This is a genomic window from unidentified bacterial endosymbiont (assembly GCF_918797525.1).
GTDB lineage: Bacteria > Pseudomonadota > Gammaproteobacteria > Enterobacterales > Enterobacteriaceae > Enterobacter.
In genome coordinates this window covers 2041528-2062598 of sequence record NZ_OU963893.1, presented here as the reverse complement: position 1 = coordinate 2062598, position 21071 = coordinate 2041528, and the positions used below count along the sequence as shown (strand labels likewise).

The following is a 21071-nucleotide window of genomic DNA, read 5'->3' as shown; positions in this document are numbered from 1 at the left end:
AGAATATGGTTTCATCCAATAACGCTATGAAGAGCTAATAATGATCATCTTTTTTTCTACGCTTGCACTTTCATCAATAGTAGCCTTTTTCATGCTATTTTTATTCGCAATGTACCAACTGTCGGCGAAAGGGAGCATTAACTTCCTTGTGATGTTGTTTGCTTTGATCTTCCTTTTTATCTCGTTCTATGGTGCCGTGGGTTTTACTTACATAAAATTGAAGGAAGTAGGTATCCCTGTAGAAATACTTTGAGTTATTTAAGATTCGACACAATCCACGAGGTTAGCCTCTGAACTGCACTATTATTTATAACTTTTACAGCCCCTGGCTAAACTTTTTTCGCAATCAGTCTTTCACCTTGTTATTAATTTATAAAACTTCAATTGATTGATGTGCCGTTTAAAATATGAATATATATTTATGTAGTACTCACAAGGAGGCCTATATGAAAAAAATTCTTGTTTTCATTTTTGTTAGCTTAAGTTTCATCTCCGCTGCTGCTTATGCCTGCACACAAGCGGGAGGGAATAGTACTCAATGCGAAAAGATATGCAGCAAGTTTTCAAATTTAACTGATGGTTCATATGGCGCTTGTATGTTTGGCAGCACTAAGTAATTTTTTACACTACGCCTAATAAAAATTCCCACGTCGTGGACAATTTTATGATGAATAAACAATGAGTTAATATTCACATGACAAAATTAAATTGATTAAGCACGTGCAGTCAGACTCAAGCTCTTCAACCTTAAAGCACCAACACGATATTTGTGAAAAGTGATGATAAAAAAAACGGGAACCCATTGGCTCCCGTTCTCGTTTAATCCAGAAACGGAATTACATGTTCGCGATAATCGCGTCGCCAAACTCTGAACATTTCAGCAGTTTAGCGCCATCCATCAGACGCTCAAAGTCATAGGTCACGGTCTTGTTGTTAATAGCGCCTTCCATACCTTTAACAATCAGGTCTGCGGCTTCGAACCATTCCATATGACGCAGCATCATCTCTGCGGACAGGATAATTGAGCCGGGGTTGACCTTGTCCTGGCCTGCGTATTTCGGTGCAGTACCGTGGGTCGCTTCGAACAGTGCGCACTCATCACCGATATTAGCGCCAGGTGCGATACCGATACCGCCAACCTGCGCCGCCAGGGCATCAGAAATGTAGTCACCGTTGAGGTTCATACAGGCGATCACGTCGTATTCAGCAGGACGCAGCAGGATCTGTTGCAGGAACGCATCGGCGATCACATCTTTAATGATGATCTCTTTGCCGGTGTTCGGGTTCTTAATCTTTTGCCATGGTCCGCCATCGATCAACTCACCACCGAACTCGTCCGTCGCCAGCTGGTAGCCCCAGTCTTTAAACGCGCCTTCGGTGAACTTCATGATGTTGCCTTTGTGAACCAGGGTTACAGAATCGCGGTCGTTGGTGATTGCGTATTCGATTGCTGCGCGCACCAGACGTTTAGTACCCTCTTCGGAGCACGGCTTAATGCCGATACCGCAATGTTCAGGGAAACGAATTTTCTTCACGCCCATCTCTTCGCGCAGGAATTTAATCACTTTTTCCGCATCAGCAGAGTCCGCTTTCCATTCGATACCGGCATAAATGTCTTCTGAGTTTTCGCGGAAAATCACCATATCGGTCAGTTCAGGACGCTTAACCGGGCTTGGGGTGCCCTGATAGTAACGAACCGGACGCAGACACACATACAGATCAAGCTCCTGACGCAGTGCAACGTTTAAAGAACGAATGCCGCCGCCAACTGGCGTCGTCAGTGGGCCTTTAATTGCAACGCGGTAGTCGCGGATCAGATCCAGCGTTTCTGCTGGCAGCCAAACGTCCTGACCATAAACTTGAGTAGATTTTTCACCGGTGTAAATTTCCATCCAGGAAATTTTACGCTCGCCCTTATAGGCTTTCTCAACAGCGGCATCAACCACTTTCAGCATTGCAGGGGTAACGTCCACACCAATACCGTCACCTTCGATGAACGGGATAACCGGATTGTGTGGAACGTTAATTTTGCCGTTTTGCAGGGTGATCTTTTTACCTTCCGCCGGAACAACTACTTTGCTTTCCATTAACCTCTCCTTCGAGCGCTTCTGGTTGTTACTGATCTTATGTTAATAAATTGTAATGAGCCTTTCGATACTACCTGATTGTCTGCCGCCATGAAAGGTCTTCGTTATTAGACTATAATGCGGCCACTAAATCAGCCTGCATCCCCCCTCATGAAAGCCCTTTTTAGAGGAATCAACGTTTTTTTTGTTTTAAGAAATCAATCTGACATCAAGTAGTTATACCAGATTACACCTAACAAAAAACCCTACCAGCACACACTAACAGAGTTAGAAGTGGTCAAAGTTTGACATTTCCGATTCAGCAACTCATCCTTCGTTTGCACCCGGGGGAAGCTAAAAGTGATAGCTGCGGCTTGAAGCAACGAATGGCAATGCCCCAGGACGCGCTCCCCTTTCCATGATGAGCGAAGACCGTGAATGGATGAGTTTCATTTCGGTACAGTGGGTATGCATAAATTAAGTATTTTATTATTTTCATTGACTGATTAATAACGCTCATAACCCGGATAAGCCAGTTCACCGGAAACCTCCCTTCCCTACAATTATTGACATCTTTTCACCTTTTTTTATTCAGCATGAAATTTTACCACGATAGCACTGCAGCTTTTACCGGGTCATAACCCTGTACCGTTGACAGTGGACAACCTTAAGTCAAATTCAGTAACCGTTTACCCGTCTTTAAACGGGTAAACTGAACTGAGTTTAAATATCCCGGAATGGAGTTCCCTACGCAAAGCACATATTGTTTATCATCCAATTACATCCCTTGGCATGGATATGAATTGAATTGTACGAATATAATCGCTACCACCAGGGATTACCCCTTGCAGGACAAAGCCGTCAGGGATGATATATGTACTCTTCGTTGGATTAGTTACCCCTTCATGATTACCCGAGGTTATTGACGACCCATCTGACATGTTAAACACTAACCGAGTGATATAGGGGCCGGTATGTGCACCATTCCAGGCACCTTCATATATGTCAATTGATATAACTTCATTTACATTTTTAATTGTTGCCAGGTTACCGCCCGTACCTCCTGTGATATGTTCTGTCGTTCCGACAGCATCTATAATTGAACCGCTACGAATGGAAATCGAGTAACTAGGAGGTTCAATGATATAAGTTGTGGACGTATCACCTGCTCTCGGTGTTCCATATCGAGGTGACTCATTCGCCCTTTTAACAGTTAACTCGGCAGTGAGTGTATAGGCTACCAGGCCATGCATCCCCGTCGCTGTAATTGTTGTAGTACCTACGCCTGTGCCCTTAATAATACCGTCATTTGTCACACTGGCCACGGCAGTATTTCCACTGCGCCAGGTCACATTCGAGGATACATTTTCTGCTATCCCTGTATCGGTTGCAGTGGCTTGTATAAGGAATTGATATGTACCGTCAATAATTATTGACCTTTGGGTTGTGTTCAGTACGAAATCATAGGAATAAAGTATTAGGTTGTCATTAAGATTCCCGACATCGACACCATTAACCTTAACTTTTATCGTATATGTGCCAGTAACATTTCCATATATTCTCGCCGTATACTGACCTGCTATATTCGAAGAAGAAGCGATGTTATCGATAGTCACGCCGTTATTCACGATCTGCCCACCACTATTTACAACAACAAATGTAATTTTATCTGCAAGGTCTTTTACACCATTATTAAAAGCATCCACAATATTTAAAGATATCGTGGCGTTATCCCTGTTGTAGGCTTGCATTGCATTGTTATTTGCAACAATTTTTAATGCACTTACTGACAATGTCGATCGCCCCTCGTCGATTTCACCCGCCGTGATGGCATAGGCTTCTGACGCCACGCCGCTGCTCCAGCCGTTCAGGCGCAACACCGCCTGCATCCCCATCCCTGCAACCTGCGCGGTGTAACTCCTTGAATAGCTGCCGTCACCGTTGTCGATCCAGTTGCTGCTGGCTTTCAGGGTCGCACCGGGCACCGTTACCGCCCCGGCGGTCAGCGCGGCAGCCTGACCGCTCACGGGATTATCCTGCGCATCCTTCAGCGTCACCGTCACCGTCATATCTGAACCGGCAATATAGGTCGTGCTGTCCAGTCCGATGGCCGAGTTTACCGATGCCGGGCTGTCGGCGGTGATGGCATACTCACCGGACTGCGAACCCGTACTCCAGCCTGACAGGGTCAGCGTGGCCCGGTTTCCGCTGCTGGTCGTCATTGCCGTGTAGGTTGCCGTGTAGCTGCCGTCACCGTTATCAGTCCAGTTGCTGCCAGATTCCAGGGTCGCGTTGGGCACCGTTACCGCCCCGGCGGTCAGCGCGGCTGCCTGCCCGCTCACAGGATTATCCTGCGCATCCTTCAGCGTCACCGTCACCGTCATATCTGAACCGGCAATATAGGTCGTGCTGTCCAGTCCGATGGCCGAGTTTACCGATGCCGGGCTGTCGGCGGTGATGGCATACTCACCGGACTGCGAACCCGTACTCCAGCCTGCCAGGGTCAGCGTGGCCCGGTTCCCGCTGCTGGTCGTCATTGCCGTGTAGGTTGCCGTGTAGCTGCCGTCACCGTTATCAGCCCAGTTGCTGCCGGCTTTCAGAGTCGCGTTGGGCACCGTTACCGCCCCGGCGGTCAGCGCGGCAGCCTGACCGCTCACGGGATTATCCTGCGCATCCTTCAGCGTCACCGTCACCGTCATATCTGAACCGGCAATATAGGTCGTGCTGTCCAGTCCGATGGCCGAGTTTACCGATGCCGGGCTGTCGGCGGTGATGGCATACTCACCGGACTGCGAACCCGTACTCCAGCCTGCCAGGGTCAGCGTGGCCCGGTTCCCGCTGCTGGTCGTCATTGCCGTGTAGGTTGCCGTGTAGCTGCCGTCACCGTTATCAGTCCAGTTGCTGCCGGCTTTCAGGGTCGCGTTGGGCACCGTTACCGCCCCGGCGGTCAGCGCGGCAGCCTGACCGCTCACGGGATTATCCTGCGCATCCTTCAGCGTCACCGTCACCGTCATATCTGAACCTGCAATATAGGTCGTGCTGTCCAGTCCGATGGCCGAGTTTACCGATGCCGGACTGTCGGCGGTGATGGCATACTCACCGGACTGCGAACCCGTACTCCAGCCTGCCAGGCACAGCGTGGCCCGGTTCCCGCTGCTGGTCGTCATTGCCGTATAGGTTGCCGTGTAGCTGCCGTCACCGTTATCAGCCCAGTTGCTGCCGGATTCCAGAGTCGCGTTGGGCACCGTTACCGCCCCGGCGGTCAGCGCGGCTGCCTGACCGCTCACGGGATTATCCTGCGCATCCTTCAGCGTCACCGTCACCGTCATATCTGAACCGGCAATATAGGTCGTGCTGTCCAGTCCGATGGCCGAGTTTACCGATGCCGGGCTGTCGGCGGTGATGGCATACTCACCGGACTGCGAACCCGTACTCCAGCCTGCCAGGGTCAGCGTGGCCCGGTTCCCGCTGCTGGTCGTCATTGCCGTGTAGGTTGCCGTGTAGCTGCCGTCACCGTTATCAGCCCAGTTGCTGCCGGCTTTCAGAGGTCGCGTTGGGCACCGTTACCGCCCCGGCGGTCAGCGCGGCAGCCTGACCGCTCACAGGATTATCCTGCGCATCCTTCAGCGTCACCGTCACCGTCATATCTGAACCTGCAATATAGGTCGTGCTGTCCAGTCCGATGGCCGAGTTTACCGATGCCGGGCTGTCGGCGGTGATGGCATACTCACCGGACTGCGAACCCGTACTCCAGCCTGCCAGGGTCAGCGTGGCCCGGTTTCCCGCTGCTGGTCGTCATTGCCGTGTAGGTTGCCGTGTAGCTGCCGTCACCGTTATCAGTCCAGTTGCTGCCGGCTTTCAGGGTCGCACCGGGCGCCGTTACTGCCTCCTCAGTCAGCGCGGCTGCCTGCCCGGTCACCGGGTGATTCTGCGCATCCTTCAGGGTCACCGTCAGCATCATCTCCTCGCCCGCCACGTAATGGCTGCGGTCCACCTCCAGCGAGGACCGGTCGGGTACCGGGGACACGTCATTAATCACTACCGTCGCCGGGGCCAGGGATTCGCCCCGCACCACAGGCGTCAGGTGCACCGTTTCCGCATCTTCTCCGGCGGTGACGGTCACCTCAAAGACACCCGGCCCCTGACGTGATGGGGATGATACCGACGCACTTTTCACGCCGGAGGCCGTTACCTCCACCTCCCCGGGCGCGACGTCCATTGCTTTCCCCTGGCCGTCCCTGATGCTCAGCGTCAGTACACTGACGCTGCTGCCATCTGCCGGCAGCGTGCTCGCCGCTGGCGTAAATTCACTGTTTATCGTACTGACTTCCGGCGCCTGCAGCGTCACCCGGGTGGTGCTCTGGTTTGAGACATTACCCCGCGTGTCCACCGCCACCGCGGTCAGCGTATAGCTGTTTACCCCATCAGGCGCGGTGTTCCACGCCGGCAGCTCTACCGCCCAGTCCGTACCGTTCTCCACGATTTTCCCCCCGGCCGCAAGCAGCGGGGCGGCAGACCAGTCAATGCGCTCCAGGCCATGCCTGGTGGTGACCGACACCCCCAGCGATTTCTGTTCACCCGCGAAGCCGGTTACCTGCCCTGCGCTGCGCAGATGAATAACGGTCTTTTTACGGTATTCCAGCACAATATTATTGTTGCGCTCCACCAGGTCATAGCGGCTGCCTGCCAGCGAGCGTAAACCCGCCACCGCCTCCGGGTTAATCTGCTGGCGCCACGGAACGCCCGGCTGATAATTCACCCCGGCCCCGAGCCGGGTGTCATTACTACCCGATTTCCCCTGCATCTGCTCTGCGCTGAAGGTTAACAGCGGGAAGGGAGTGTAATTCACGCCGCCGGTAAGGGCATACGGGTTACGCTGGCGGTTATTCGTTCCGGACAGGGCCACCTCATTGCCGTAGTACTGCTCCCAGGTCAGCGTTGCCCCAAACTGTGGCAGCGCCGGCAGCCACCCCTGCGCCCGGATATCCCAGCCGCTGGCCGGACGCGCCTGATAATCCTCAAGTTCCGGCGCATCTTTCCAGTTCGTCAGGCGGTGGTAGCTGTTAGCACTGAGCTTCAGGAAGTCACGCCCGTATTCCAGGCCCAGTCCCAGCCGGGCGTGGTCACGTGAGAGGTCATAGTCGAGGAAGGTGTTGCCCCCCACCATCCAGTCTCCCGCAAACCAGCGATACCCGAGGCCCAGGTTCGCCTGGCCCCGGTCATCGGTGCGGTGAAGGCTGCTCTGGGTGAAAACCAGACTGTCCTTTTGTTCGGACAAAGGGACAAGCAGGTCAAGCTGCGCGTTTTTGAGGGAGAGATTTCTGTCGGTGTTAAGCTGCACGCGGGCGGTGCCGGCCTGGCCAAGCCACTGCTGAATTTCCTTTTCTGCGGCCCCGGAGGCCACGCCCCGGGCCAGGGAGGCTGCCGCATCCCGCCCCGGATTATCCGCGAAAAAGTGCCCGGCCTGCGTGGCCACGCCCGCCATTTTTTGCGCCTGTGACGTATCTGCGGGCGGGCTGTCCTGCCCCTGCCACTGCACCGCAGGCAGCGGCGACAGGGGGACATCCAGTTCATCTCCCGGCTGCAGGTTTTCAAAGCTGCGGGTAAACGTGCGGAACTGATTGAGCCTGTGCAGTGCCGCCGGGCTCATATTGTATTTTTCTGCCACGGTAGCCACGGTTTCGCCTGCCGCCAGGGTATAGACCCGGGTTCGCAGGGGTGTGGTATCAGCCTGCTGCAGGAAGCGGCCCTTTTCTGAGGCCGCAGCGATGGCAGGGGTGAAGGCCACGGCAAGCGGAAAGGCCGCCTGAATAACGGCATTCAGCCAGGCAAATACACGCAGATTACGGGAGAAAGCGGTCATTGTGATTAAAGGCACCCTTAAACTGGTTGTGAATAGTTCCACTTTTACTATTTAAAAGCGGGTTCAGGCGTTCCTGCATGAATAAATACAACTTCCGCGACAGCGGATAATAACGATAAAATAAAGCGCATCACGGCCATGAATTAACGACGCGAGATATACCCACCGCAAAGGAATGCTTAAACCTGATTTATCTTAAATTTAAAAGAGCACCACTGTAAAAAATGATTAATCTTCATCAGATTACGGTTCCTGACAATAAATCAGGAAAACTTAATCACTTCACCTGCGCATGCCTGTGATAGCGAAAACGAATAGACTTGTCTGAGCATGTTTTGCATGGCTGTTTAATGCCGGTTGAAAAATGCACTTCACTGTAAAGCAGCCAGACAGACCGAGCGGCCGCCACCTCTCAACATTCAAGCAACCCTGGAATTGAATGGGAGCAAGGCGGACTTACACAGGAATGCCTTTCTTTACCTAACTTTAAATAAGAACATTGCGCTGAGTAAAATATAATCAAATCGCATGGTGACAAACAGATTTGCCGGGCATAAACGACAAACAGAATAGCAACAGCTGCTGACCAGGCCGGTAACTGACAAATGCGCTGTTCAAATAATCGTTTTATGAGAGAAATATTTCCTTTTACATTGTAGTGTCGATTTTAAAATCAATGATAATTCATTTAATCAAATCTGGCGCTGGCTCTTAATATTCAATTTAGCCAGGAAAAGAAAAAGCGGATTGCAGTTCAAATGTTTTTGCCACTCACACTCGTGGCATGCGTGCCAGGCTGCGCATCGCATAAGTGTATCCAATTGATTTAAAGAATAAAACGGGCAATTATCAGTAGATACCCCTATTGTGAATAAGAAGGCCATGGACAGATAATTGCATCAATTCGGGTGGTATTGATATACCCTCCTGCGGATTGGTGGGTTTACAAAACTGCCCCGTTATACCTTCCCGTCAATAATATTCGTGAGGTTAAGTATGCATATTCCACCAGAATCACGTACGCAAGCATTGGCTCATTTCACACCATTATCTGATAGCGAAAAAACGCCTTTAATGCAACAAGATCATCAGCAGTTTGCCAACGTTGTTAACGCCCCGGAAAGCAGAGGATTTTGTACATGGTTTCATACATTCCTCAACAAACTCATTGGTGTTTTTGGGGAAAAGCTTTCTCCGGGACAATTAAATCGGTGCCTGGACAGAATTTTTTCCGAAGATAAGGGCTGGACAAAGAACGGAAGCTTCACTGTGGGGGGGGTGGAGCAGACTCTGTTCAGAGTGAAAGAATCAGCCGGGACCACCTATATCATCTGTGCGCCTGCGCATGACCTGGCCGAGTCTGGTTCTTGCGCCGCACATATGGCGGGCGGGCGATCATTTCTTCAAACATATAACGCCTTAACTGCAGCGTTTCCACAAGGTCAGATTAAGGTGCTAATTCCTGTAGCTCAGAGCAATACTTATGCGTTTTCTGGCCCACGCGGGCATTTCACCTTATTAGAAGTCGACATGAATAATCGCACTATACAAAACGCAGTTCTTCATGATTCCAAAGGTGGATTTGTCGATCTGTTTTATGGCGGCGCGGAACGTATAACAGAGATCTTTCGCAACGATGGGTTAACAGGCAATGATTTTTCGGTGACGGTTGAGCATCGAGGGGAGCAGGGTCTGTTAAATGGGAACGATTGTGGTCGTTTTGCAGCTTACTACGCAAAGCAGATTATCGCTGAGGGAGGGCTGGGAAAGGCTAACAAGAAAAGCGCGTATGCCTTTTTTGCAACGCATTTTAAGGATTGATATCAGGACGCTGCGGCATTAACACGAAGGAAACAACATCGATGCGCAGGTTACCAGCGGAAGAAAACGGTTCCGCGATTGGCGAATTATTGAAGATGAGTATGCTGCCGGAAAGCGATACGAAAATCGCTTAATTTCTACAGTATTAATAATAACGAATGAGGAGAATCTCATGACACCAGTATCAGGCCCTGTGACAACTTATCCTACCTTTCTTGTAAGGGACGATATTACCAACGATATAACGGAGCAAATATCCTTAGGCGAACTGTTAGATAAAGTAAAAATGGATGCAGATACCATGGCGCAGCGGTTTGATAGCTGTCATAGCCAACTTTATTCGTCCGTGCGAAAATTATTTTCCTGGATCTTCACATTTATCTATTACGGGGAAAACATAACGCTAAATCGCGCCGACGCATTCACTACTGCGCTACCTGCGGTGCAACAATTCAAGAAAGAAATACCACAGTCCATAGAAGATATTATCAGTGGAAATAAAACCAAATGTTCACTACATCCACCTTACACGAACGACCTGGCGTCAGTGGACGTGAAATTTTACTTAAACAACAACAAACTCATGAAGGCCGAAGAAGAAAAGAATTGCGCACTAGACGTCCTGATCGAGACAACCGCGGTCATGTTAACGTCCATGATGCAAAAAGACGAACAGGCTGCCGGGGATGATAACAATAACCGCTTGAAATCAATTCTCAGTCCAAATAATTCTTCACAGGCGGCCTCTTTGCTCGAAACATTTCTTGCCGGGAAAAATGACGACATCAGGAGAGACCTGGAACCCTATAGTGAAAAAATTATCAACCATGTTGAAAAAACTCTCAACTGTGCTCAAAATACATTTAATGATAACATCTCTAAAGAGTTAGCTACTGAGAACGTCACTAATGCAATCTCAAGTTATGACATTACCAAAAAAGGGTTGGAGGCTTATAAAAGCGCGCTCAGCAATGTGAAAAATTGGTATGGCTCTGATATAGATTGTAACGCTACGATACAGATCGTTACCAGGAAGGGTGAGACACACTCTTGTGTGCTCCCGTTCACGTCCCCGGCAGAAGTTCAGGAATTCACAAAAATGCTGGGCGAGGTTGCAGAGAACTTTGAAAGAGATATAAATTTTGTGAACCGTCGTACCCCAGTAAATAGCGATCAGAGTAAGACATCATTTATGGCGTCCAATGATACCGGGCTAGTTAACGTCTCTTATTTTGGAATAAAAGCCAGTCTGTGAGACTGAGAGTTCGTAGACCCCTCCACAGCTGTGGTTTTCAGGCTGTGGAGCATAGCAAGATAGGAATGTTATTGGCCCATAATATAACGTTCATACTCTCAGCAATGATTTATCGCTCGCCCATCGGCACCATCGCTGTATTTCACCCTACCCTGCTTCTTTGCTTACCAGGGGAGCAACATTGCCCCCCTTTCATGTAATTAAACGCAGAACCTGTGCGCTGTAGATCACTCGATCGCGTTTCATTGCGACGGAACCGACATATTAGTCATAATCAATTACTTAGAGGTATCACCTGATAACTTTTTATTTATTTGTGATGTAATGATATCAGAAATTAAGTTATTTAGACGACCGTAGGCACTTACTCTTTTTAGTTGTGCAAGGAGGGCTAATGTGAAAAGGTTTTTAATGAAGGCTGCATTTACTGGTTTATTAGCCTGTTATAATTCATATGCTGGAGAATGCTACCTGGTCTATAATCCGCAAAACATTGCTGTATTTAAAGTGCATTTCTTTGATGTTGGCGACGGGCCGTTTATGCGGGATTGGCCGAAACCTTCCGAGTCAACCTGGAATCTGGCTCCGTTACAGGAACAAAAAATACTCTACGGTATGCGTTACTGGGCTGAAGTTATCTCCTCCATACCGGGGCAGTTGCCAGCTATTATCAATGTCGGTACGTTTGATGTTCACAATGCAGCGGGATCCAGCGCCTTAGTAGATGACGGTGTTATTAGCCTGACGCAGCTACAGGGGGCTTTGAACGGCATTGATACCGGAACGCTGACATTCGGCTCCCATGGCCAGTTCATCATGGGCAAACTGGATTTTGACGACATACCCTATGTGCCTTCACAATTGCCCCGTACTGGAAAGAATGATTTGGTCAACGCCGCTATTCATGAACTGGCCCATGGTTTAGGAATATCCAATATGGTCAGCGACCTGCGGGGATGGGGCACATACACGCCCGCGTTCAAAACTCAGCCTTTTGGCCTCTGGACCAGCCATCTGCGCGACGCGCATGGCAATCCAGCCCGACCAGGTCAAGTAATACTGTGTAATGGATGCAATAATCCATGGAATTCGCAAGGCTTTGATGTACGGCTTGATAAAGGCTATTTCACCGGTAGCTACGTAGATGAAGTGCTTGCAGGCGCCATGCCTGGGGTGCCGGTCAAAATGTTGGGAGACTACGGTTGGGTCGATGATAACTACATGAGCCATATCGAGCTGAAGAATAGCATGATGAGCCATCAAAATTACCGCAATTACACAACTTTTATGGAAGCGGAACTGGCGTTGCTACAGGACATGGGGTATGAGATTGATCGACGTAATTTTTTCGGTTTTTCGTTATATGGCAATGGGCAAACTTTCAATAACCACAATGGCTATTTTCTACGTAACCAGCAGGGGAATGGCTACCTGGCCGGTCAATATAATACCGCAACGCTGGGGGTTGGCCTGCATGTGTATGGCAGTCATAACCGTATTTTTCAGTTAGCGGATCTGTTAACACAGGGAGCTGGCGGCGCGGGTATCCGTATCGATGGGCAAAATAACACCCTAAGCATCGAACCCGGAACACGGATCTACGCCGATGGGTTGAATGGCCGTGGAGTAATGTTTGCCTATGGTAAACAGCATAACCTTATTCAGCGTGGTGATGTTGAGGCTCAGGGAGCCAATGGTGTCGCTATCAGTTTTGATTTTGGCAATAATCTTCTGGGTAACGAAGTGGACTATCGTGGGTCATGGCTCCACACTGTGTACGGGAATAACTACGTATTGTTACCCGAGTTACAGGGAGCTCTGGTAGACAATGCCGACATTAGCGGGCGGGTTGTCGGTAAAGGTGCCGCGATTTATATTTCGCCAAATGCGTTGGTCGGTAATATAAACATATTAAATGGCGCCCGGCTGGAAGGTGATATTTACTCGGGCTACGCCCAGCGGGATGCCTACGGACAACAGCGGTTGACGCAGCTTACCTTCGGTCGAAAAGCCAATGCGCATGGGCAGGCGACGGATAGTACTGATTCTGATTTCAGCTTTACTTACCATGGAAATATCAAAGGCATTAATAATCTGGCACTGATCGCGCATGGAGGTAAAACCTCGCTTAATGGCGACGTTCAGATTTACAGCATGACTATCGCGCCCGGTGCCATACTATCCGGCAACGGCAGCTACATCCTGAGCGAAGAAGGACGCTTTATAAATAACGGTATTCTGGTACCGGGCAATTCATTTGGGCAAATCAAAATAACAGGCGCTTTTCAACAGGAGGATTCCGGACAGTTACTGCTGCAAGTCGACGGCCGCGGTAGGCATGATACTCTGCGAGTGGACGGTCACGCACAATTTAACGGTCAACTGACGTTTGCGCCACAGCCGGACTGGTATGCGGCAAACTGGCGGCTTGATTCACAAGATTTGCTAAAAACAGACTCATACAGCGGCGAATTCAGTGCCGTAAACAGCTTGCTTCGCTCACCCACGCTGGCGCTACAGACAACGCCACAGGGAGAGAATGGCTGGCAGCTCTCGATGCGGCGCGCTGACAACGCGTACAGCCAGTATGCGCAGGACGATAATGCGCGGCAGGTGGGGCTGGCGCTGGATAACATTGTGATGCAAGCCAATTCGGATATACAACCGCTGTACCGTACTCTGGATTTCTCAGCCGCTGATGGCGGAAGTATCAGCAATGCCCTGCAGCAACTCTCTGCGCAAGCTTACAGCGCCATGTTCTCCAGTTCCCTTCACCGTGAACAGCAGATAACGCGGATCATCGACGGCCGTAATCTTATTGTTACGCCGAAGCCGTCAGCGGAAGACGAATGGCGCAGCTTTGCCCTACCCTTTGGAGGCGGCTTCTGGCAGCAGCGCCAGGGGCGGAGCGTAGGATACGATGCCAGCAGTTATGGCATGGTGTTCGGCGCTGAAAAACAGAAAAAGCAAGAACCTAACTGGATTTATGGCTTCCATGGTGCGGTCAGCGGCCAATCGGTAACAGTGAAATCACCCGAAATCGCGAACGGGAAAACGACTGCTTTCGATATTGGTATTCATGCCCGTTACGGGGTTGAAAGGTCCGAAGGGATGTATTTATTCGGCAATGGTCGATTTGGCATTGAAGATAGCCGGCTGGAACGAAGCATTTATGTAGAAACTTACAGAACAACCCACCCTGCAAGCTGGACTGGATTGTCAGGCTCTCTTTCGGCGGGCGGGGGCTATCGTTGGGCGCTTACTGATAATATGAACGCCGGGCCGGTAACGTCATTAAATTACACCACATTACATCGCCCTGCCGTGCAGGAAAGCGGCAATGATGGCAGTCGGCTGATGCTGAGTTCCCAGACCTACGATTCTCTGCGATCGAGTATCGGGATGAAGGGTAACTGGAATGCGCCGCTCGCTTCAGGCGCATCGATCTCAGTTGCGTCGCAGCTTACCTGGGACCATGAACTGATGAATAACCACCTGGTGCAACAAGCCGCTTTCGCCAACTATCGCAGCACAGGGTTTAATAGCATAAATCAGGTGACTGGCCGTGACGCTCTGGGGATTAAGGCTGGAATGAGCTATAAAATTAACGCTGATGCGGAATTGGGCATCGGCATAGAAAGCGAATTCTCTCGTTCTGGCTATAACTCAATCGCCGGTAATCTTTCAGCCACCTGGCGTTTCTGATATCTGAGGATGAGAACAAAAATAGCAAAAGGTAGAGTTGAATAAATATTATGGTCAGTCAAGATAAATTATGTTTTTCATTTGCGCTCCAGGCACTTTCCCCAGGCGGATGAAAAATTCTTTGCTTATCATATTATTCTCCAGACGGACCCCCGTGAGATCCGCGCCTGAAAAATCAGCATGAGATAAATCAGAGTGTGAAAACACAGCGTGGGGTAAATGCGTATTAGTGAAGATCGCGTTACTTGCATCGCAATTTAAAAAAATGGTGCCGATGGCGTGGGCACCTGAAAAATCCCCAAAGGATAACTTAGCATGCGAAAATAGCGCACGGGTGAGGTCCGCTCCGGATAACACCGTATTAACTAAAGTCGCTCCGCTTAAGTCCACATCTCTTAGATTCATTCCTTTCAAATTTCTGTGACTCAGGTTGACACCGCATAAGTTAACTTTACCGCTATGAGTCAGGACCGGCAGGATTTGTTTTAACGCTAATTCATGTCGTATTTTGAGTGCTCGGCACACCTCATTAAATACATTTTTGTCAATATCAACCCTCCCGATATAGGCGCCTTTAACCACTTCCAGGGTAATATGGTGTGGTTTTTGGTCGCAAGATGCAAAGGAGACCTTACAGCCACCTATATCATCAAGATTTAAACACTTCCCTTTTTTATTATAAAAATCTTTATTGGTTTCAGTGAGTGCCTTCACCAACAAATTCAGGACGTGCGCATAAAGCTGTCGACTGGACAGAGTAACCCCTCCCAATCTATAAATATTTATCATGCAGTCAATGACATCCCTGGGTGATATTACGTCCTTCTTAGCCAGAACAGGAGTAGAACCAGGTTCTAAATTTGTCATACCACACCCCTTAATTGATAATTAAATGTAATCTGCGAAGATAAGCAATCGCTATAAGGTATAAACCCTATAGCAGATCATCATAACGGTTATTCAGCGTGGAGAATTGAGGTCCCCTATCTCTTCAACAGATAGCTTATCACCTGGACGAAACTGTCAACATACGCCTCCGGCGTGTCGGCAATAATGCCAGAATGGTTAACCCCATAACGACCCTTTACATAATATGAAGGAGTGCCCGACACCGAAAATTTTTGCATTGCCGTATCCTGCTCCGCGACTCTCGCCTTCACTACCAGACTGTGTTGAGCGCTTTGGTATTGCTCTGGCGTCACCCCTGCATGGGCGAAAATTAATTTAATGTCATCGGGACTGACCGGGCCTTGCGTTTTTTGCATTAACTCAAACAGCGGAAGTTCAACAGTATCGTTGACGCCCATGACCATCGCGATAGCCCAGGCTTCGGTCAACTGATTTCCCAGTTTTCCCATTACGCTTACATGGTATTTAATAACCTTTTCGCCTGCAGGGAGGATAGGCTCAATGGCATCATTGACCGGGTACTGCCGCGCAAACTGATAGCAAGGCCCGCAATAAAATGAGAAGAACGCGATAACGTGGGGTGCTTCAGCAACTGGATTTTGTAAAACAACGTATTGTTTGCCCTCTTTAATTGCCGAATTAGACTCACAAGAGAGCAGGATCAATAGCATGAGCGCACTTATAATACTTTTGACCATATGAAAATCCCTCTGACAGTGGTTCCCTTGCAGAAATAGTTCTGCATCACAGGGCAAATAAGATAGGGTTAATGCGGTTGTCGCGAGTTGTGGCGGGAGAACATCCATTTTCGAGGTTAAAAGACATAACAAAAAATCTCTTTAGTCTACAGGCAGAATATGTCAACCACATCAGTTGGCGTAATAATATCCCCTACACATAGCGCCACCATACGCCGTTCACCTGATTAACAATAATCATACAATTTATACTGCATTGCTTATCAGGTCGCCCTAATCGATGTAAAATAGGCTTATCCACTTTACGGGGGTGAGTTTTCGGGTGTTTTGACCCTTTATTAACGAGTTACGTATGTACCCAATAACAACACACACCGATTTGATACTTTTATCGCGTTGAGGAGGCAGTTTATGCGTAATGTTCGAAACCACCGGTGTGGAAGGTACAGCCCACCACGCGATGCCAGAAAAGCGCAAGAATCCCAGCCGACGCGAGTTATTCTGTTCAATAAACCCTTCGATGTGTTGCCGCAGTTCACCGACGAGGCCGGGCGCAGGACGCTAAAGGATTTTATTCCCGTACAGGGGGTTTACGCCGCAGGGCGGCTGGACAGGGATAGCGAGGGGCTTCTGGTCTTAACCAACGATGGGGCGTTGCAGGCAAAACTTACCCAACCGGGCAAACGTACTGGTAAAATTTACTTCGTGCAGATCGAAGGCGAGCCTGAAGAAGACACACTGGCGCAATTACGCAACGGTATCACCTTAAACGATGGCCCAACGTTGCCTGCCGGAATCGAACGCGTCAGCGAGCCGGAATGGCTATGGCCGCGCAACCCCGCCATTCGCGAACGCAAAACCATTCCGACTAGCTGGCTCAAGATCACCCTTTATGAAGGTCGTAACCGGCAGGTTCGACGGATGACTGCCCATGTCGGCTTCCCTACCCTGCGCCTTATTCGCTATGCCATGGGCAATTACACGCTGGATTCGCTGGCAAACGGCGAATGGCGAGACGTTGCCCCTTAAGGAGACATTATGTTCAAACCTCATGTTACGGTCGCCTGCGTGGTTCATGCTCAGGGTAAATTTCTGGTGGTAGAAGAGAGCATCAACGGTAAGGCTCTCTGGAACCAGCCCGCCGGTCACCTTGAAGCAAACGAAACGCTGCTACAGGCGGCAAAAACGCGAACTGTGGGAAGAAACGGGCATACGCGCCGAGCCACAGCATTTTATCCGCATGCATCAGTGGATTGCCCCCGATCACACCCCTTTCCTGCGCTTCCTGTTCGCCATTGAGCTTAGCGAAATGTGCGCCACTGAACCCCACGATGACGATATCGATCGCTGCCTGTGGGTAACAGCTGAAACGATCCTCAACGCGCCAAACCTGCGCTCGCCGCTGGTTGCCGAAAGCATTCGCTGCTGGCAGTCTGCCGCGCGCTTGCCGCTCGATGTCATCGGCGAATTTCACTGGCCGTTTACAGAGGGTGCCAATGGTGGGGGCGCGTGATAGAATACGCCGCCTTGAAGTTCAATGTCGTGAGTATTCCAATGTCAGAAAGCCCAAAAAAAGTGATCGTCGGCATGTCCGGCGGTGTCGACTCCTCCGTTTCCGCTTACCTGTTGCAGCAACAGGGCTATAAGGTGGAAGGCCTGTTCATGAAGAACTGGGAGGAAGACGATGGCGAGGAGTACTGTACTGCGTCTGCTGATCTTGCTGATGCGCAGGCCGTGTGCGACAAGCTCGGCATCGAGCTTCATACCGTCAACTTTGCCGCAGAATACTGGGACAATGTTTTTGAACTTTTCCTCGAAGAGTACAAAGCAGGCCGTACCCCTAATCCAGACATTCTGTGCAACAAAGAGATCAAATTTAAAGCCTTCCTGGAATTCGCCGCCGAAGACCTGGGCGCAGATTATATCGCGACCGGACACTACGTACGCCGCGCCGATGTTAACGGCAAAAGCCAGCTGCTGCGCGGTCTGGATGGCAATAAAGATCAGAGTTATTTCCTGTATACACTGGGTCATGAACAAATTGCCCAAAGTCTGTTCCCGGTTGGCGAGCTGGAAAAGCCCGCCGTGCGTAAAATTGCCGAAGCGCTGGATCTCGTCACCGCGAAGAAAAAAGACTCTACCGGCATCTGTTTCATCGGTGAGCGTAAATTCCGCGAATTTCTCGGCCGCTACCTGCCTGCACAGCCGGGCAAAATTGTTACCGTCGATGGCGAAGAGATTGGTCAACATCAGGGGCTGATGTACCACACCCTTGGCCAGCGTAAAGGCCTGGGGATTGGCGGGACAAAAGAAGGCAGTGAAGATCCGTGGTACGTTGTCGACAAAGATGTCGAAAATAACATTCTGATTGTCGCCCAGGGTCACGACCATCCGCGTCTAATGTCCGTTGGGCTTATCGCGCAACAGTTGCACTGGGTCGATCGTGAGCCGCTGAAAGGCACGCTGCGCTGCACGGTGAAGACACGCTACCGTCAGACGGATATCCCATGCACCGTCACCGCGCTGGATGACGAGCGTATTGACGTGCGCTTTGATGAACCGGTTTCTGCCGTCACCCCTGGTCAGTCCGCTGTCTTCTACACTGGAGAAGTGTGCCTGGGTGGTGGGATCATTGAACAGCGCCTGCCGCTGCCTGCTGTTTAACACGATTGCACACATAAAGGAGAGCGTGTGGCGAAGAACTATTATGACATCACCCTGGCGCTGGCGGGAATTTGCCAGTCAGCCCGTCTGGTGCAACAGCTGGCGCACCAGGGCCATTGCGACGCTGACGCGCTGCACGTTTCGCTTAACAGCGTTATCGATCTCAACCCGGGTTCAACGCTGGGCGTATTTGGTGGCAGTGAAGCCAATCTCCGTCTCGGCCTTGAAACCCTGCTCGCCGTGCTCAACGCCAGTAACCGTCAGGGGTTAAACGCAGAGCTTACCCGCTACACGCTGAGCCTGATGGTGCTGGAACGAAAGCTGAACGCGGCCAAAGGGGCGATGGATACACTCGGCAATAGCATCGCCGGGCTGCAGCGTCAGCTCGATCATTTTGATCTCCAGTCCGAAACGCTGCTGAGCGCGATGGCCGGGATTTATGTTGATGTGATTAGCCCCCTGGGGCCACGCATTCAGGTCACCGGTTCTCCTGCCGTGCTGCAAAGCCCTCAGGTTCAGGCCAAGGTTCGCGCCTCGTTGCTGGCGGGCATTCGCGCCGCGGTGCTGTGGCATCAGGTTGGCGGGGGCCGCCTACAGTTAATGTTTTCTCGTACTCGCCTGACAACTCAGGCAAAACAAATTCTTGCTCATTGTTAACCTCCCGGAGTTGCGAATTATGGAATTATCCTCACTGACCGCCGTATCCCCTGTCGATGGACGCTATGGCGATAAAGTCAGCGCGCTGCGCGAGATCTTCAGCGAATATGGCCTGCTGAAGTTTCGCGTACAGGTTGAAGTACGCTGGCTGCAAAAGCTGGCGTCCGAGGCAGCAATCACGGAAGTTCCTGCTTTTGACGAAAAGGCAAACGATTACCTCGATAAAATCGTGGCCGACTTCAATGAAGAAGATGCTGCGCGTATTAAATCTATCGAGCGCACCACCAACCATGATGTGAAAGCGGTTGAGTACTTTCTGAAAGAGAAAGTGGCTAGCGTCCCGGCGCTGCACGCGGTGTCAGAATTTATTCACTTCGCCTGTACCTCTGAAGACATCAACAACCTGTCGCACGCCTTGATGCTCTCGACCGCGCGTAAAGAGGTGGTGCTGCCTTACTGGCGTAAAATCATTGATGCGGTAAAAGCCCTTTGCGTTGAGTATCGTGATATCCCGCTGCTCTCCCGTACTCACGGCCAGCCTGCTACGCCCTCCACAATGGGTAAAGAGATGGCTAACGTGGCGTACCGTATGGAGCGTCAGTATCGTCAGCTCGAGCAGGTTGAAATTCTGGGCAAAATCAATGGTGCTGTAGGTAACTACAACGCCCACATCGCAGCCTACCCGGAAGTCGACTGGCATCAGTTCAGCGAAGCGTTCGTGACCTCTCTGGGCATTCAGTGGAATCCGTACACCACCCAGATCGAGCCGCATGACTATATCGCCGAACTGTTTGACTGTATTGCCCGTTTCAACACTATTCTGATCGATTTCGATCGCGACGTGTGGGGTTACATCGCCCTCAACCACTTCAGGCAGAAAACGATCGCGGGTGAGATTGGTTCGTCCACTATGCCGCACAAAGTGAACCCTATTGACTTCGAAAACTCAGAAGGCAACCTGGGGCTGGCAAACGCCATGCTGCAACATATGGCGAGCAAGCTGCCGGTTTCCCGCTGGCAGCGCGATCTGACCGACTCCACGGTACTGCGTAACCTGGGCGTGGGCATTGGCTACGCGCTGATCGCCTATCAGGCTACCCTTAAAGGGGTGAGCAAACTGGAAGTGAACCGCGACCGTCTGCTGGACGAGTTGGATCACAACTGGGAAGTGCTGGCAGAGCCAATTCAGACCGTGATGCGCCGTTATGGTATTGAAAAACCGTATGAAAAACTGAAAGAGCTGACCCGCGGCAAACGCGTTGATGCCGAAGGTATGAAGCAGTTTATCGACAGTCTGGCGCTGCCCGAAGAAGAGAAAGTTCGCCTGAAAGCGATGACCCCGGCGAATTATATTGGTCGTGCAATAACCATGGTTGATGAGCTTAAGTAACTCCCCTTCCCCCTTTCTGTCCGTAAAGGGGGCTGCTTTTTCC

At 50.5% G+C, this 21071-nt stretch carries 14 protein-coding genes and 1 pseudogene; 9 read left to right on the top strand and 6 right to left on the bottom strand.

The genetic code is table 11. The annotated features are described in order from the left end of the window. Nucleotides 1-446: 446 nt before the first annotated feature. Nucleotides 447-617, top strand: coding sequence for a hypothetical protein (locus NL510_RS09805; RefSeq protein WP_253384104.1), 171 nt, complete (start codon nucleotides 447-449; stop codon nucleotides 615-617). A gap of 219 nt (nucleotides 618-836) precedes the next feature. Here NL510_RS09805 and icd read toward each other — a convergent pair whose 3' ends face one another. The 4 genes from icd to NL510_RS09790 form a co-directional block, all read right to left on the bottom strand. Then, nucleotides 837-2087, bottom strand: a complete 1251-nt coding sequence (gene icd, locus NL510_RS09800) for an NADP-dependent isocitrate dehydrogenase (protein ID WP_253384101.1) — start codon at nucleotides 2085-2087, stop codon at nucleotides 837-839. 749 nt (nucleotides 2088-2836) lie between these two features. Next, nucleotides 2837-5548 (bottom strand): invasin domain 3-containing protein, encoded by a 2712-nt coding sequence (locus tag NL510_RS09795; RefSeq protein WP_253384099.1) that lies wholly within the window; start codon nucleotides 5546-5548, stop codon nucleotides 2837-2839. A 37-nt stretch (nucleotides 5549-5585) separates the two neighbouring features. After that, nucleotides 5586-5711 carry a hypothetical protein gene (locus tag NL510_RS22795; protein ID WP_301308596.1) on the bottom strand — a complete coding sequence of 42 codons (126 nt, stop codon included), beginning with the start codon at nucleotides 5709-5711 and terminating at the stop codon, nucleotides 5586-5588. Between the two features lie 82 nt (nucleotides 5712-5793). After that, nucleotides 5794-7929, bottom strand: a complete 2136-nt coding sequence (locus tag NL510_RS09790) for an inverse autotransporter beta domain-containing protein (RefSeq protein WP_253384097.1) — start codon at nucleotides 7927-7929, stop codon at nucleotides 5794-5796. Nucleotides 7930-8925: 996 nt separating this feature from the next. Here NL510_RS09790 and NL510_RS09785 point away from each other — a divergent pair. From NL510_RS09785 to NL510_RS09775, 3 genes are all read left to right on the top strand, one after another. Continuing rightward, on the top strand, nucleotides 8926-9750 hold the full coding sequence (locus NL510_RS09785) for a hypothetical protein (RefSeq protein ID WP_253384095.1): 825 nt from the start codon (nucleotides 8926-8928) through the stop codon (nucleotides 9748-9750). A 172-nt stretch (nucleotides 9751-9922) separates the two neighbouring features. Then, nucleotides 9923-11005, top strand: coding sequence for a hypothetical protein (locus tag NL510_RS09780; RefSeq protein WP_253384092.1), 1083 nt, complete (start codon nucleotides 9923-9925; stop codon nucleotides 11003-11005). Nucleotides 11006-11416: 411 nt separating this feature from the next. After that, nucleotides 11417-14710 (top strand): autotransporter outer membrane beta-barrel domain-containing protein, encoded by a 3294-nt coding sequence (locus NL510_RS09775; protein ID WP_436299131.1) that lies wholly within the window; start codon nucleotides 11417-11419, stop codon nucleotides 14708-14710. Between the two features lie 54 nt (nucleotides 14711-14764). Here NL510_RS09775 and NL510_RS09770 read toward each other — a convergent pair whose 3' ends face one another. Both NL510_RS09770 and NL510_RS09765 read right to left on the bottom strand, forming a co-directional pair. Then, nucleotides 14765-15577 carry a pentapeptide repeat-containing protein gene (locus NL510_RS09770; RefSeq protein ID WP_253384088.1) on the bottom strand — a complete coding sequence of 271 codons (813 nt, stop codon included), beginning with the start codon at nucleotides 15575-15577 and terminating at the stop codon, nucleotides 14765-14767. A gap of 116 nt (nucleotides 15578-15693) precedes the next feature. Next, nucleotides 15694-16317: a DsbA family protein gene (locus NL510_RS09765; protein ID WP_253384086.1), complete on the bottom strand. Its 624-nt coding sequence runs from the start codon at nucleotides 16315-16317 to the stop codon at nucleotides 15694-15696. 411 nt (nucleotides 16318-16728) lie between these two features. Here NL510_RS09765 and rluE point away from each other — a divergent pair, with 411 nt between their 5' ends. The 5 genes and pseudogenes from rluE to purB all read left to right on the top strand — a co-directional run bounded on the left by rluE (nucleotide 16729) and on the right by purB (nucleotide 21028). Then, nucleotides 16729-17346: a 23S rRNA pseudouridine(2457) synthase RluE gene (rluE, locus tag NL510_RS09760; protein ID WP_253384084.1), complete on the top strand. Its 618-nt coding sequence runs from the start codon at nucleotides 16729-16731 to the stop codon at nucleotides 17344-17346. A gap of 9 nt (nucleotides 17347-17355) precedes the next feature. Next, a pseudogene (locus tag NL510_RS09755) lies at nucleotides 17356-17830 on the top strand (NUDIX hydrolase). Nucleotides 17831-17871: 41 nt separating this feature from the next. Continuing rightward, nucleotides 17872-18981, top strand: a complete 1110-nt coding sequence (gene mnmA, locus NL510_RS09750; protein WP_253384082.1) for a tRNA 2-thiouridine(34) synthase MnmA — start codon at nucleotides 17872-17874, stop codon at nucleotides 18979-18981. Nucleotides 18982-19008: 27 nt separating this feature from the next. Beyond that, on the top strand, nucleotides 19009-19638 hold the full coding sequence (gene hflD, locus NL510_RS09745; RefSeq protein ID WP_253384080.1) for a high frequency lysogenization protein HflD: 630 nt from the start codon (nucleotides 19009-19011) through the stop codon (nucleotides 19636-19638). 19 nt (nucleotides 19639-19657) lie between these two features. Then, nucleotides 19658-21028 (top strand): adenylosuccinate lyase, encoded by a 1371-nt coding sequence (gene purB / locus NL510_RS09740; protein WP_253384078.1) that lies wholly within the window; start codon nucleotides 19658-19660, stop codon nucleotides 21026-21028. Nucleotides 21029-21071: the final 43 nt, after the last annotated feature.